Here is a 14,323-nt window from a genome sequence, read left to right as displayed (position 1 = left end):
CGCTGGCGGCGTCCCTAGCCGTCCGCGAGGGTCGCGAGCTGTCGGCGTAGCGCTGTGTCACGGTTCAGGCGGGTCACCTGGGCCGTGATTTCGCGGTCTATTCGCTCCAGAACCGGCTCCAGCGCGCCGCTTGCGGCGAGTTCGGATAGAAATGGTGACTGGCGCAGGGCGCCTGCGTCCCGAAAGCCCAGATTGATCGCGGTCGTGAGGGCGGCCAGCGCCTCCTCGGTCCGCCCTGAGGCGGCCAAGGCTTCGGCCAGGTGAACGGAGTCGTCAGGCCAGCTCGACGGCTCTCCAGATGTCAGCGGCTGCGACTCCGTGAGTTCTTGTGCCTGACCGGACAGGGCCGCAAAGGCGTAGCGCTCGAAAAAGGCCGCATCGCCTGCGTATTCAAGCGCGTCCAGCGCCGCTTGCACTCGCCCGCGCATCAGGAAGGCGCGCGCAGACAGGCGGGCCAGCTCCCCGGTCGCCTCGGCGCCGCCCGCGCTTTCGATCAGCCCAAGAGCCGCGTCGGCGTCTCCGCGCGACAGCGCGGCTTCGGCCAGGCCCGCAGCGACAACCGGATGACCGGGATTCAGGCGCCGGGCGCGCGCCTCGAACTGACGCGCCAGCGGGTCCTCCCCCAGGAGTCTGAGGGTCCGCGCAATTTGCAGATCGACATAGAGATTGCCGGCGTTCGCCTGTGCGGCCGCGACATCCATGACCAGCCCGTCATAGAGCTGACCCCTGACCGTTAGAAGATAGGCGGCGCTGGACCGCGCTGCGCTGTCGCCGGGATCAAGGGCCAACGCTTCGCCATAGGCGGCGAGCGCCTCATCAATGCGGCTTTGAGCATCCAGAGCGTAGCCCAGCGCATGCCAGGCCGCAGACCGGTCCGGGTCAAGCTCAAGGGCTGACCGGGCCAACGCTTCGGCCTCGCCGGCCCGCTCGCCACCAAACTTGGTGGCCTCGGTTGTCAGCGCAAACGCCAGGGCGGTGAGTACGCGGCTATCGTCCGGAGCTTGCGCCCTTGCCTGTTCAAGAAGGGCGATCGCCTGGGCGGCGCTGGCGGGATCCTGCAACGACAGGCGCGGGCGGGCCCTGGCCAGCAAGTCATCAACGGCGCCGGGCTCGGCTGCCGTGACATTCGCGCCTGGCTCCTCACCGCCACGGCCTAACACTGCAACCGCGCCGGCCATCATGAGTGCGCCGATGATCGCCGCGCCAGCCCAGAGCGATGCTCGCCTGGGACCCGACGCCGGGGCCGGCTTGGCGGGCTGAGCGGGGGCTGCGACGGGGGTGATGTCCGCGATCAGCGCATAGCCGCGCCCCCGCACCGTGCGGATATAGCGGGGGGCCTTGGGATCATCCTCGAAGGTGCGCCGCAACATGGCGATGCGCTGGGCGATCGTGTCATCGCTGACATGGGCCAGATCCCAGGCGGCTTGCGCGAGGCGGGCCTGATTGACCGGCTCGGGCGCGTCAGCGGCCAGGACGCCCAGCACCTGCGCGCTGAGCGCGGGCAGGCTGACGACATCGCCGTCGCGCGATAGCCGTCCGGAGGCGGGGTCAAACAGCCAGTCGCCGATCTGCAGGTGTGTGTGAGCGTTCGCCACGCTTTCAGCCAGCCTTCAGGTTTCTTCAAACACTTTCGAGTGACCGGTCACGCAATCGGCTCCAGCACGGTCGCCCTTAATAGCTATCGTGAACCTGGAGCCCCGTCATGCCTGGAATGCCATCTCTTATCGCCACAGCCGCAGCGTCCGCGCTGCTGTCCGCCAGCCCGGCCCTCGCCGATATCCAGTGGACCCCGGAGCGCGAAGCGCAGGTGCGCGCCGACATCGAAGCGGGGACCTATGGAACGGTGACAAGCGTCCTGATCCTGCACAACGCCGAGCCCGTGTTTGAAGCCTATTTCAACGGCGCGGACGCCCAGACGCTTCATGATACCCGCTCGGTCACCAAGACGATCACAGGCCAGATCGTTGGCCTGGCGGTAGCCGATGGGGTGCTGAGCCTCGATCAGCCGGTCGCGCCGCTGTTTGAAGACATTCAACCCTTCCAGAACCCCGATCCGCGCAAGGAGGCGATTACGCCGCTGGACCTTCTCACCATGTCCGGCCCGCTGGAGTGCAATGACTGGTCTGAATTCTCCCGCGGCAATGAAGAGCGCATGTATCTGGTTGAAGACTGGAGCCGCTTTTTCTGGGACCTGCCCGTACGCGGCTATCCCTCCTGGGCCACGCCGCCGAGCGAGGCCGAATATGGGCGCAGCTTCTCCTATTGCACCGCCGGCGTTCAGGTTTTGGGCGAAGCGGTCGAACGGGCCACGGGGCGGTCGGTGATGGAGTACGCTGAGCAGCGCCTGTTCGCGCCGCTGGGCGTCGACGCGTTCGAGTGGGCCGTAACTGCGAGCGGACGGCCCCATCTGGGCGGCGGTCTGCTGCTCAATTCGCACGGTCTGGCCGCTTTCGCCGAGCTTCAGCGCACGGGTGGAATGGCCCATGGTCGGCGCATCCTGCCTGAAAGCTGGACGGCCCAGTCCGTCACGCCGCAGGGCGCTCTAAGTGAAGGCGGCGGCTTTGAGTACGGATATCTGTGGTGGCTGGACGAGCGTGAAAGCGCCGCGGGTCCGGTTCGGCTGGCCATGATGAACGGCAATGGCGGCAATCGGGTGTGGATCATACCCGAGCACGGCCTGACGATCGTCCTGACCAAGACCGATTTCAACACGCCGACAATGCACCGGGAGGCGTTTCAGTTCTTCCAGCAGGTTATCGCTCCGGCGCTGACGCAGTAATGAGGCGGGACGGGGGAGGGGCAGGGCGGTGTGCGCCCGCTCAACCCTCGTCCTTGCCGCCGTCGATCACCCTGAATTTGGGTTTGCCGCCCTCTTTGGGGCCGTCCTTGGCGCGGTCGCCGTCGACGATGGAGAGGCCGCGGCGGATGCGGCCGTCTTCTTCCAGGGCGCCGAGCGGATCGATTTCGGGTTCTGGCGCTTCGGGCTCGTCGATATCGGCGTTGATGTCGCGGCTGCTGGCGCGCCTGGGAGCGGACTTGCCGCCGAACCCTGAGCCCTTGGACTTGAAGCTGGAGCCGCGCTTGAAGCCGGAACCGCCCTTGCCCTTGGCCTTCTTCTCGATCTCCTTGAGCTTCATGATCTGCAGGCGCGACAACGCCTCGCCGTCCTCGCCCAGCGTGGGATCGGCGAAGGCCGAGCCATAGGTGGACAGGCGCTGCTCCACCGAGGTCATGAACTCGGTCTCCCAGTCTGAAAGCTCCACGCGGGCGGCCTTGGCGGCGTCCGGATCATCGGTCTCCGCCTTGGCGATGGCGCGCTCCACCGCGGCCTGGGCCCGGCGGATGCGGGTCATGGCCTTGCGGGTGGCTTTTTCATCGATCTCGCGCGCCATGGCCGCAGGCCCTATTCGCCGATCGCGCCGAGATAGAGCTCCAGCAGCGCTTCCATTTCCTCGCGCTCGTGGCGGTCCTGCTTGCGGATGGAGACCACCTTGCGCAGCACCTTGGTGTCATAGCCGAAGGATTTGGCCTCGGCGTAGACTTCCTTGATGTCGGCGGCGAGGCTGGCCTTTTCCTCCTCAAGGCGCTCGATGCGCGCCACGAACTGGCGAAGCTGTTCGCGGGCTGCCGCGCCGATGGCGTCGGATTCGTCTTTCTGGGGCGTATTGGCGGCGGCGGCGAAATCGGCCATTGAAGGCTCCTCTTTAAAGCGCGCGTATTCCTGAAAGTGTCCCCACCGATTATGCGAGCAAGGGCCTGAGGGGCAAGCGCCGGCGCCGGAGGGATCGCGCTATCTTGCACATCTAGCCGGCGCGCGCGATCACGTCGTCCACCGCCTGGCGCACCGCCTCGCCATGCCAGTGGTGCAGGTTATGGCCCGCGCCCTCGATGAGGCGCAGCTCGCCGTCGGGCAGGGTCTCGGATACAGGCTGTGCATGGCGGCTGGTCAGCACCACGGTGTCGTCCGGCCCGGCCAGCAGGATGACGGGCTGCGTGATCTCGCCATAGCGCTCTTCCTGGGCTTCCAGGCTTTCATTGACCCGAGCCATGTCGGCGGCGTTGGCCCGCCAGGGGCCGGGGCGCAGAATGAGCGGGATTTGCGCCTGCTCGATATAATTGTCCGGGACAGGCTCGGGCGAAAACGCGCTCGCAACCCCGGATTCAAGGCTGCCCGGCCCCACCGCCGGAACGATGGCGCGGGTCATGATTGTTCCAAGCACCGGCCAGGTGGTGAGCTCGTTGTAAAACGCGGCGTCGCCCACATTGGCGCGGATCGCCGGAGCGATCAGCACTGCGCCCTGTGTGCGCTGCGGATGGTCCATCATCAGGCGCAGCGTGATCGCCGAGCCCCAGCTATGGCCGATGATCGTCGCCTTTTCGATCCCGATCTCGGTCATGAAGGCTGCGATCAGCTCGGCCTCGCGCTGCGGGGTCCAGTCGCCGCCGCCTCCGGGCCGCTCGCTCCAGCCCAGGCCCGGGCGATCCAGCCAGACCACGCGGTAGGTGGATAGATCCTCGCCCAGCGCCAGCCGCGGCTCTTCCAGATTGCTCGACGCGCCGTGGAGGACCAGCACCGGAGATGCCCCTTCACGGCCGGTGATCCGGTGATGCAGCCGCACGCCGTCCACGGTCACAAACGCGCCGCCTGGCGGGAAGCGGCCGGCGATATCGCCGGACTTGCCCGATCCGCTGGCGCAGGCGGCCAGCAGCAAGAGGCACGGCGCGGCGATCACCGCGATCAGCACATAGGTCATTTTCATGGCTCTAAAGGGTTCCTAAAGCGCCCGCCCTGCGATCTCGCGCTGAAGGCGTGCGGCGGCCGCGCGCGCGGCAGGGTGGAAGGGATGGCGGGCCAGCGCCTCTTCATAGGCCTCCAGCGCCGCTTCGCGCGCCTCGGCGGTCTCCAGCGCCCGGCCCAGAAGGGCCCAGGCGTCGAACCGGTCCGCATCAAGGCTCACCGCGATGTTCAGGGCCTCCAGCGCGAAATCCCAGTCGGAGCGCCGGGCCGCGAGCTCGGCGGACGCGACCCAGGCTTCGGCGTAGTCGGGCTCCAGCCGGCGAAGGTGGAAATAGGCGCGCTCTGCGGTGGCGTCGTCGCCGGCCTCCAGCGCGGTTTCGGCCCGTTGCAGCAGGAGATCGGCGGCCGGGCCGGCCTGTTGGCGCCAGAGAGAGCGCACCTCGCCGGCGAGCTCCTGCGCGCTTTGCTCGTCATCGGCGGCGGCCAGACGCTCAAGCCGGCTTTCAAGGCGCGCCCGGGGATCCTGATACTGCGCCCGCGCGCGATCGCTCTGCGGCGCCGGGCTGCGGGGCAGATCAATCACCGGCGGCTGCGCGGCGGCCAGGAGAAGGGCGGCGAGAACGCTCATTCAGGCAAGGATAAAGCGGATATGGCGACGGGCAAGCGCGGCGTCAGCCTGCGCTCAGGCCGGGCGCTGGACCGTCAGGCCGCGCGCGCCGAGCTCGCGACGCACCTGGGCGGCGTTTTCAAACACCACGCCTTGAAAACCGGCCGCTTTCGCCGCCTCGATATTGTCGGCGCGGTCATCGATGAAGATCACGTCGCGCGGCGCATGGGCGATGCGGGTCTTGGTCAGCTCAAAGATCGCCGGATCGGGCTTGACCAGCTTTTCCTCGCCGGAGACCACATGGGCGTCAAAACGCGCAATGGCCGGATAGGTGGAGAGGATGTGCGGCCATTTTTCCGCCGGCAGGTTGGTGAGCGCGTATTGGGGGACGCCCGCGCTCTCCAGCGCCTCGACGATGGCTTCCATGCCCTCGATCCAGCCGTCGAACATGTCCGGCCAGCGTGTTTCCCACGCGCAGATCAGCTCGGCCTTGTCCGGATGGGCCTCGATCAGAGCCTTGCGGTTTTCGGACATGGGTACGCCGGCGTCGTGGCGCTGGTGCCACGCCATCGTGCAAACGCCGCCGAGGAAAGCCTCGACGGCGTCTTCATCCTGCAAAAGCTCTCGGTAGACGCGGGCGGGATCCCAGTCGACCAGCGTATGGCCGAGATCCCAGAGAACCGCGCGAACCTCGCGCACGCTAGCCGGCGCGGGCTTTGAAGCGGGGATTGGTCTTGTTGATCACATAGACCCGGCCGCGACGGCGCACGACCTGGCAGTCACGGTGGCGGTTCTTGAGAGAACGGATGGAGCTGCGCACTTTCATCGTCGTCGCCCTGAATTTAAAAAGCCCCGGCGGCCGGGGCGGAAAACGGTCAAGAGCAGGCGATCTACCGGCGTGGCGGGCCGAAGTCAACGCGGCGCAGCTGAATTCAGCACGAAAAACTGACTCTTCACCCACTCCCTCTCATGGGCGGAGCGCGCTAGAGTGTGCACCGGGGCGCAGATGAAACGAGGCGGTTGATGATTTCCACCCTGATGCGGAATGCGGGTCTGGCGGCGCTGGCGATCGCCTGCGCCAGCTGTGCGGGCGTGCCTGCGGCTACGGCGAGCGAGGGCGCTGCGCGCAGCGGCGCAGCCACAGCCGCGGCCACAGCGACGGTGCAGGCCGAGGGCTTTGACGCCTGGCTTTCAAGGTTTCGCACAGAGCTTGCCGATGACGGCGTCAGCGCGGAGATCATCGCCTCCATGCTGGACGGGCTTCAACCCAATCCGGTGGTGCTGGAGCGCGACGCCTATCAGCCTGAATTCGTCCGCCCGGTCTGGCAGTATCTGCAGGGCGCGGTGAGCGAGCAGCGCATCTCGCAGGGCCTTGCGGCTCAAGGGCGGGTGCTGTCCACGCTGGAGGCGATCGAGGCCGAGTACGGCGTCGACAAGGACATCCTCACCGCCATCTGGGGGCTGGAAAGCGCCTACGGCGCCATCCAGGGTAATTTCGACATCGTGCAATCGCTGGCCACCCTGGCCTGGGACGGCCGACGCCGCGATTTCGCGGAGAGCCAGCTGAAAGCCATCGCCCAGATGATCGCGCGCGGCTACGCCACCCGCGAGCAGCTGGAAGGCAGCTGGGCCGGCGCCATGGGCCAGACCCAGTTCATCCCCACCACCTATATGGAACGCGCGGTGGATTTCGACGGCGACGGCCGGCGTAATATCTGGGACAGCGAAGGCGACGCGCTGGCGTCTGCGGCCAATCTTTTGGCGCGCGCGGGCTGGGATCGCGGCGCGCCGGTGGTGGAAGAGGTCATCCTGCCACAGGGTTTTGATTTCGAGGCGTGGTCTGAACGCGCGCGCCTCAGCGTCTCGCAATGGGCCGCCCAGGGCGTCGCCCCGGCCAGCGGATCGTTTGACGGGGTCGAGGCGCTGCAGGCGCGCATCCTGTTGCCGGCGGGCGGAGGCGGGCCGGCCTTCATCGCGTTTTCAAACTTCGACACGCTTCTTCGCTACAACAATTCCACCAGCTATGCGCTGGGGGTGGGCTATCTGGCCAAGGCGCTGGAAGGCTCCGGCGCGCTGCCGGGCGGCTGGCCGGAAGGCGATCCGCCGCTGGGCCGCAACCACGCCCGCGATCTGCAGGCCGCCCTCACGGCGCTGGGCTTTGATACTCAAGGCATTGACGGCGTGGTGGGCCCTAACACCCGCAACGCCCTGCGCGCCTTCCAGCAGTCCAAGGGCCTTGAGCCGGACGGCTACGCCGGCGCCGCCGCTTACGAACAGGTGATCGGATCGCCGCCGGTGGCCGAGGAGGACTAGGGGCGGAGATCGCGCTTCAGCCTTAGACCACCGGCCCCTCATCCTCGTCGCGCTGCAGGGTCGCAACCGCGGCCCGCACGCGGGGGTGAAGCAGGGCGAGGAGCAGGGCGACAAGCGCAAGCACGGCGTTGAGCAGGAACGGCGCGGACGGGGTGACGGCCTGATACAGCCACAGCCCGGTCACCGGCGCGATGAGGAAGCCGAGCCCGGCGGTGGCGGTGGTGAGGCCGGCGGCGCGGCCCTGCTCGTCGGTGTTCACCGCCAGCGAGGCGCCGGCCGTAAAGCCGGAGCGGGCCAGGCCGAACCCGAAGCTGTTGAAGATATAGCCCAGCACGATGGCCGCGTAATTGCCGGCGAAAACCATCTCCACATTGCCGATGATCACCAGCCCGGCCCCCAGCGCCATGAGCACGCGAGGGCTGGTCTTCAGCGCCGGGATCACCACAAGCTGGGCGAAGACGAGCGCGGCCGCGCCGGCGGTGAGGGCGACCCCGGCCAGCTGCAGGCCCTCCGACGGGGTCTTGTCCAGGCGATCCATGACATAGAAGGACAGCGCCTGAAGGCTCGCCGCCTGGGACATCCAGAGCGCGCAGCCGAACAGCATGAAGGCGGTCAGGCGCGGATCGGCGGCGAATTTGAACTGCACCAGCGGATTGATCGGCCGACCCTGGCGTTTCGGCGGCGTCTTTTCCGGCAGATAGCGGTTCACGCTCACCGCCGCGAGACCCACAAGCACCGCCACCAGCCCCATGAAGGCGGCGATGCCGATACGCTCTGAAAACGCGGCCGCCAGCGCCGGCCCGATGACGCTGCCGAGGCCAAAGGCGGCGGTGAGACCGGCCAGCGCCTCGGTGCGCTCCTGGGGCGAGGTGCGGTCGGCCACATAAGCCTGGGCGCATGGGTTGGTCGCCGAACCCAGCCCGCCGAACAGGCAACGCGAAAGCGCCATGGCGAAAATCGCGGCCATGGGCGGCAGGATCGCCTGCTGTCCCGCCCAGGCGCCCGCGGCGAACACCAGGCAGGAGAAGGAGAACGCCGACAGGCCCAGCGTGATCAGCGGCTTGCGGCCCCAGCGGTCCGACAGCGCCCCCCAGACCGGGCTCATGAGCAGAAACAGAAGCGCGGAGACGGTGTAGATCGCGCCGACCCAGACCTCGGCCACGTCAAGCTCGCGCGCCAGGGGCGGCAGAATCGCGAACAGCATGGAATTGCCCACCGCCGTGGCCATGAGACACACGAAGAGCAGCCGGAAAGCGCGCCGGCGCACGTCAGGCGATGAGGGCGAGTCGGGGTCGTAGGGAGCGTTCACGAATTCCGGGATACGCCCATCGCCGCGCCGCGTCCACTTGCAGCGTGACCGGGCTCAAGTCGCCAATTGCCAATCGCGCGACACCGGAGTTAACTCTGTTCCGGGAGGACGCGACATGGCGGGCTGGGCGCTTGCTGCTGTTGTTCTGGCGATGCAGGCGGGCGCTGATCCGGCGACGGGCGAGGCTCCAATCCCTGATCCGTGCCTGGCCGGCGTCCACGGTTCCCCGGCGGAGCTGATCGACCTGCGCCCGGTCGAGCTGCCCTATGCGGGCGTCGACGATGTCGAGGGCGCCATCCCCACCGTAGACGTGATCGATCCGTGCGGTTTACGCTTCGCTGATTTGAGCGGGGTGTGGACCTTTAACGGATACCAGGCCGTGGCCTATCACGATTTGCGCACGGGCCGGTTCCGCCTGCGCCTGACCCATGTGCCCTACGACCAGCCCTATTTCGAGACCTGGGCCATGCGGTTCGGCTTTCCGGTTCTTGACGGGGTGGTCGGGCCGCAGGCGGAGGCGATTCATCTATCCCTCAACCAGCTCTACCCGCCGTCGGTGCGCACGTCCTGCCCGGACCAGTACCAGACCTATATGGGCTATCTCTCCGTCCGCCTCGGCTATGACGAGCGGGGCCGCACCCTGCTGTCGGTCACAAGGCCCTATACACAGATCGATGGCGCCTGCGTGGAGACGCTCCAACGCTTTGTCACCGACACCATCGTGCGCACCGGCTTCGAGGGCGAGCCATGAATCGGGACTTCAGAAATCGGGCGCTGATCATCGCTGCGCTTGTCGCCGCGATCGCGCTGCTCTGGCTGGTGATGCGCCCCGGTGAGGACCCGTCCGTTGATCCTGAGCAGCTGGACTTGCTCGATCTGCTGCGCGCCGCAGAGGCCGAGGCCGCCTGGCCGGGCCTCGACGTGGAGAGCGCTGCCGCCGAGCTGGGCTCGCCGGAAGCTGCGGCGGCTTTCCTGCAGTCCCACGTGGTGCTGCAGGATTACGCCGGGCGCTTTGCTGCGCCGGGCGATGTGCTCCTGACGCGTGGCGCCAACGCCGAGGATCAGGCGGTCTTGCTGAGCGCGCTGGTCGAGGCCATGGGCTTTGAAACTCGTTTGAGCCAGGCGCCCTGGCCGGCCGGACCCGTTCCCCGGCTGATCCCGGCCGCCCGCGAGCGCCCTGCTCACCAGGCGGTCCTGAGCCATCTCGGGATTGACGCGGCCGATAGTCTTGAGCGCCGGCTGAGCGAGGGACGCGCGCTCGCCGATGCATTGCGCGGCGAGGTCGAGACCGCCCATGCGATCCTTTCAGAAACGCTCCAACTCGCCGGGCCAGCGACGTCCAGCGCGCGACCGGACCGCCGGCTTGTGGTGGAGTATCGCAGCGCCGCAGGGCCGTGGATCGCGCTTGATCCGGTGCTTGGCGAGGCCGCCCGGCCCGGCGCACCGGTCAGCCCTGAGGCGCTGGAGCCGGTCATCGCCCATCTGGACCTGATTACGGCGGAGGGCGCGCGCCGCCGGCTTCTCGATTTCGAGTTGTCGTCGTCTCAGGAAGCGCGCCTGAGCTTCCTGCCGGCCGCCGGCGCCGCGCTATTCCTGGAAGGCGCCCCGGATCCATCACGGGTTCCGCTCTGGCGGCCGGTCATCCAGCAGGGCGAGCGCGCGGAGGCCGGCTTGCCGTTCACGCCGGCGGGGCGGCCCGCGCCGGAGCCCGACAGCGCTGTCGGCGCTGTCCCCGCGCCGGTCCTGAGTAGTGCTGAAATTGTCGATATCGACCTCACGGCCTGGCCGGAGGTGGCGCTAACGGTGGTGACAGACGCGCTCCCGCAAACGATCTGGCGCGCCAGCCATATCGCCCTGACCGAGAACGGCGCACCGGTGCGGGCCCGCGTTGAAGCGCCGCCGCAGCCGCCACGGGATGTCTCCCTCGTCACGGACGTGTCTCCCTCCATGGTGGAGGCAGGACGCATTTTCGTGGCCGGCGAGGTCGGACGCGCCCTGATCGCCCGCACGGTGCGGCCCCAGGCCGTCGCTGCGGCGACCGCGGCCGGCTCTGCGGCGACCCAGCGAAACCGCAGCATCTTCTTTACTCCGCAGCACGCCATCAATGACTTCGAGACCGGGCTGACCATCCGGCCAGGCGATGATTTGACCGGGCCGATAGGCGCTCCTGGCGATCCGCGCTACGGCCCGATTGATGTGGTGGTGCTCACCGACGGGCAGGTGGATGACGCGCAGATCGAGGCGCTCAACGCCCTGCGCGATGGCGACCGGCGCCGCATCTTCGCGGTCGTGCCCGCACTCGAGGCGCCGCGATTCACGCCGGCTGTGGACCGGGTGTTCATCCTGCCCGAAGACGAGGCGGGCGCAGCCGACCTGGGGCGCGCCATCGCCGCCGCCATCGGTTCGCGCCTGACCCTCAGCTTCGTCGCCGAGCCGGGGCCGGTGGACGAGCCGCGCGCCCTGTCGTTGCGGTTCGTCGCGGCGGATGTGGTCGCCGAAGGCGCCTACGCTGCGCCGGCTGCGCCCGAAGGACGCGCCCGTCTGGCTCTTTCCCTGACGCGGGCCGGGGCGCCGCTTGGTGAAACGCGTACGCTGGCCGAGCTGGGCGGCGATGAGGCGGGCTGGAGGCTCATGGGCGAACACGCGCTGTTCGTCAGCGGCGGCCGGTTCGACAGCGCCGCCGTCATGCGCGCCTTTTATGGCCATGAGCGCTTCGTCTTCGAGACAGGGCTTGAAGACGCCGCCGCAGCGCCGCCCGCCGGCCCGGACGCCGACATGCTGGCCGCCGCCGGCCAGATGACCGGCCTGACCCAGGCCGGCGCATCCGCCGCGCTGGCCGGAGACCGCCTTCAAGCGCTGCTGATCAGCACAAGCCCGACACGGCGCGCAGGCGACCTGGTCATCGCCACCCGCATCGATCTGCTCTCCGATGGCGGGCTCGGCGCAGCGGGCGGAGCACGGGCCGGCCTCGCGGCGGCGGCGGCCGAGGCCGCGCTGCTTGGAACCCGGAGCGTGAACGCCAGCCTGGCGGGTCAGTCCCGCGTGACGATCGATCCGCGCACGCCCCTGCCGCAGGGGTGGCCGGAGGCGGTGCTGGAAATGCTGCGCGGCACGCAGCGAACGCTGGTGGCGTCTGAGGATGGCCGCGAGGGCTGGCTGGTGGAGGCGGACGGTCATGTGACGGCGCGTCTGTTCGAGCCGGCCGCCAAGGGCGCTTCGGTGGAGCGCATCGCCGCTGAGTTCAGCGAGATTCGCACCGCTCTCGGGCTCTCGGGCGCGGTCTCCAGCGGACTTTTGTCGCCCTATGGCGTGTCCGGCGCAAAGGTGGGGGCGTTGTTCGCGATTCTGGATTTCGACGTGCGCCTGTTCTGCGCGTCGTCGGTGATGATGGGCTTTGTGAACGAGGAGATCGAGGGGGTCGGCGACGAGGACGAAGACTGGCTGGCCTACGCCCAGGAGGAGTGCGAGATCAAGCTCGACGCCCCAGTCTATGATCTGGTGAGCAGCGTGGCCGGCAGCGCGGTCCGGGGCGAGCTGGGCGACCGGGTCACCAATTTCGTCAAGCTGAGGAGCGCGTGGGGCGCGACTCATGGCGGGGAAGTGGTGGTGAACACCACGGCGGGCCTGACGATCGACTATCTTTCATCGCTGTCGGAAACGGCCGAGGCGCTGGAGGCGCGAAGGCCTCAGCCGCTACCGGGTCGGGTCGAAGCCCTGGCGCGGGCGGCCGCCAGCCCTGAATGAACCGCTAACGCCGCGCAAACCGGGCCTTAAGCATCCCGTGTCTATAACCGTCCCGTAATCGGACGCGCCCGGTTCAAGGAGAGCGGAAAAATCCGCCGGCCGGGCGCGCCATCCAGAACGGGTGTGGTGGGACATGTTTCAGATAATCGGCCTTGTGGTGGTCTTCGGCATGGTGTTCGGCGGGTTCACCCTCGCCGGCGGGCATTTTGACATCATCGTGAAGGCGCTGCCCTTCGAACTGATGATGATCGGCGGCGCGGCGGTGGGCGCCTTTCTGCTCGGCAACGCCTTTGGAACAGTGATGCAGACGCTGAAGGATTTCGGCAAGCTGATCTCAGGCTCCAAGTGGAAGCAGCAGGATTATGTGGACCTTTTGACCTTGCTGTTCCAGCTGACCAAAACGATGAAGACCAAGGGCGTCATCGCGCTGGAAAGCCATATCGAGAAGCCTCACGAAAGCTCGATCTTCACCGCCTATCCGCGCATCATGAAGGACCATTTCGCGGTCCACTTCATCTGCGACACGCTGCGCATGATGACCATGAACCTGGAGGATCCCCACCAGGTCGAGGACGCCATGGAAAAGCAGATCGAGAAGCACCACCACGAAGCCGCCGGCCCCGCCCATGCGCTGCAGACCATGGCCGACGGCCTTCCGGCGCTGGGCATCGTGGCCGCCGTGCTGGGCATCATCAAGACCATGGGCGCCATCGATTCTCCGCCGGCGGTTCTGGGCGCCAAGATCGGCTCGGCCCTGGTGGGCACCTTCCTGGGCGTGTTCCTCGCCTATGGCATGGTGGGCCCCATGTCGGCGCGCCTTGGCCAGATCTATGAAGAGGAATCGATCTTCTACAAGATCATCCAGGCGGTGCTGGTCGCTCACCTGCACGGCAACGCCGCCCAGATCAGCGTCGAGATCGGCCGCGGCAACGTGCCCAGCGTCTTCCAGCCGAGCTTCGCCGAGCTTGAAGAAGCGGTCTCCAACGTTCAGGCCGCCTAAAGCGCTCCGGGACGTTCGGGCGCTCCGGCGCCAGCGCCACCCGCAACATTGACGGCTCCTTGGGCGTTGTTCTCTTCAGCAACGTGCAAGGAGCCGTCATGCGTTCAACGCTTCAGATTTTAGGGCTTTCCGCCGGGGGCGGCCTCTGCGCTCTCATCCTTTCCGCGTGCGGCGACGCCGGTGACGACGACGCCCGGCGCGCCGCGCAGGAGGCGGGCGACGCCGCCCAGAGCGCGGGCGAGGCGGTGGAGCAAAGCTGGGAGAGCGGTGAGGACGAGCGCGCCGCGCTCGCCGAAGACGGCGCCGCGCTCGCCGAAGAGAGCGGCGAACGGTTGAAGGCGGTCACGGCACGCGTGCGCAGCGAATGGGACGAGACGCGCTCCGAGCGCGAGGCCGTCCTTGAAACCGCCGGCGATCACGCCGCCGCCGCCGGCTCGGCGGTGACTGAAGGCTTTGATGCGGCGGTGGCCGCCTATACCGAAGGCCTGCAGGCCCGCCGCCAGGCGTCAGACGCGGCCCCTGATCCGTGCGTCGCCCACGATAGGGAAACCTGTAACCACACCGAGGAAGAGCACGCCCGCTGCAGGCTGGAACAGCAATAGCGGGCGGGCG

14 protein-coding genes are annotated in these 14,323 nt (G+C 67.9%); 6 read left to right on the top strand and 8 right to left on the bottom strand.

The features are described from left to right. Positions 1–14: 14 nt before the first annotated feature. The gene (locus ACWCOP_RS12990; RefSeq protein WP_478248711.1) at positions 15–1,595 is read right to left on the bottom strand and encodes a winged helix-turn-helix domain-containing protein; all 1,581 of its coding nucleotides are present in this window, start codon (positions 1,593–1,595) and stop codon (positions 15–17) included. Positions 1,596–1,702: 107 nt separating this feature from the next. On the opposite strand from ACWCOP_RS12990, the gene ACWCOP_RS12985 reads away from it, so the two are divergent. Beyond that, complete coding sequence (locus tag ACWCOP_RS12985) at positions 1,703–2,779, top strand: serine hydrolase domain-containing protein (RefSeq protein ID WP_478248710.1); 1,077 nt, start codon at positions 1,703–1,705, stop codon at positions 2,777–2,779. Positions 2,780–2,819: 40 nt separating this feature from the next. Here ACWCOP_RS12985 and ACWCOP_RS12980 read toward each other — a convergent pair whose 3' ends face one another. The 6 genes from ACWCOP_RS12980 to ykgO all read right to left on the bottom strand — a co-directional run bounded on the left by ACWCOP_RS12980 (position 2,820) and on the right by ykgO (position 6,171). Next, positions 2,820–3,392: a hypothetical protein gene (locus ACWCOP_RS12980; RefSeq protein WP_478248709.1), complete on the bottom strand. Its 573-nt coding sequence runs from the start codon at positions 3,390–3,392 to the stop codon at positions 2,820–2,822. 11 nt (positions 3,393–3,403) lie between these two features. Continuing rightward, positions 3,404–3,691 (bottom strand): DUF2312 domain-containing protein, encoded by a 288-nt coding sequence (locus ACWCOP_RS12975; RefSeq protein ID WP_478248708.1) that lies wholly within the window; start codon positions 3,689–3,691, stop codon positions 3,404–3,406. Between the two features lie 112 nt (positions 3,692–3,803). Then, positions 3,804–4,760: an alpha/beta fold hydrolase gene (locus ACWCOP_RS12970; protein WP_478248707.1), complete on the bottom strand. Its 957-nt coding sequence runs from the start codon at positions 4,758–4,760 to the stop codon at positions 3,804–3,806. Between the two features lie 15 nt (positions 4,761–4,775). After that, complete coding sequence (locus tag ACWCOP_RS12965) at positions 4,776–5,366, bottom strand: hypothetical protein (protein ID WP_478248706.1); 591 nt, start codon at positions 5,364–5,366, stop codon at positions 4,776–4,778. Between the two features lie 54 nt (positions 5,367–5,420). Next, positions 5,421–6,044 carry an HAD family hydrolase gene (locus ACWCOP_RS12960; protein WP_478248705.1) on the bottom strand — a complete coding sequence of 208 codons (624 nt, stop codon included), beginning with the start codon at positions 6,042–6,044 and terminating at the stop codon, positions 5,421–5,423. 1 nt (position 6,045) lies between these two features. Next, positions 6,046–6,171: a type B 50S ribosomal protein L36 gene (gene ykgO / locus ACWCOP_RS12955; protein WP_478248704.1), complete on the bottom strand. Its 126-nt coding sequence runs from the start codon at positions 6,169–6,171 to the stop codon at positions 6,046–6,048. A gap of 197 nt (positions 6,172–6,368) precedes the next feature. Between ykgO and ACWCOP_RS12950 the strand changes: the two genes are divergently transcribed. After that, positions 6,369–7,658 carry a lytic murein transglycosylase gene (locus tag ACWCOP_RS12950; protein ID WP_478248703.1) on the top strand — a complete coding sequence of 430 codons (1,290 nt, stop codon included), beginning with the start codon at positions 6,369–6,371 and terminating at the stop codon, positions 7,656–7,658. 22 nt (positions 7,659–7,680) lie between these two features. Here ACWCOP_RS12950 and ACWCOP_RS12945 read toward each other — a convergent pair whose 3' ends face one another. Further along, a complete protein-coding gene (locus tag ACWCOP_RS12945) occupies positions 7,681–8,967 on the bottom strand; it encodes an MFS transporter (RefSeq protein ID WP_478248702.1) in 1,287 nt (428 codons plus the stop codon). A gap of 115 nt (positions 8,968–9,082) precedes the next feature. Here ACWCOP_RS12945 and ACWCOP_RS12940 point away from each other — a divergent pair, with 115 nt between their 5' ends. From ACWCOP_RS12940 to ACWCOP_RS12925, 4 genes are all read left to right on the top strand, one after another. Then, the gene (locus ACWCOP_RS12940; RefSeq protein WP_478248701.1) at positions 9,083–9,718 is read left to right on the top strand and encodes a hypothetical protein; all 636 of its coding nucleotides are present in this window, start codon (positions 9,083–9,085) and stop codon (positions 9,716–9,718) included. Continuing rightward, positions 9,715–12,711 carry a hypothetical protein gene (locus tag ACWCOP_RS12935; protein WP_478248700.1) on the top strand — a complete coding sequence of 999 codons (2,997 nt, stop codon included), beginning with the start codon at positions 9,715–9,717 and terminating at the stop codon, positions 12,709–12,711. The genes ACWCOP_RS12940 and ACWCOP_RS12935 overlap by 4 nt, the downstream gene beginning before the upstream one ends. Before the next feature lie 133 nt (positions 12,712–12,844). Continuing rightward, complete coding sequence (gene motA / locus ACWCOP_RS12930; RefSeq protein ID WP_478248699.1) at positions 12,845–13,711, top strand: flagellar motor stator protein MotA; 867 nt, start codon at positions 12,845–12,847, stop codon at positions 13,709–13,711. Between the two features lie 98 nt (positions 13,712–13,809). Next, the gene (locus tag ACWCOP_RS12925; protein ID WP_478248698.1) at positions 13,810–14,313 is read left to right on the top strand and encodes a hypothetical protein; all 504 of its coding nucleotides are present in this window, start codon (positions 13,810–13,812) and stop codon (positions 14,311–14,313) included. Positions 14,314–14,323: the final 10 nt, after the last annotated feature.

Source organism: Apolloniradiicaulis salifontis (genome assembly GCF_053756655.1).
The sequence above is the reverse complement of the archived record's forward strand: the minus strand, read 5'-3'. Positions and strand labels throughout refer to the sequence as shown.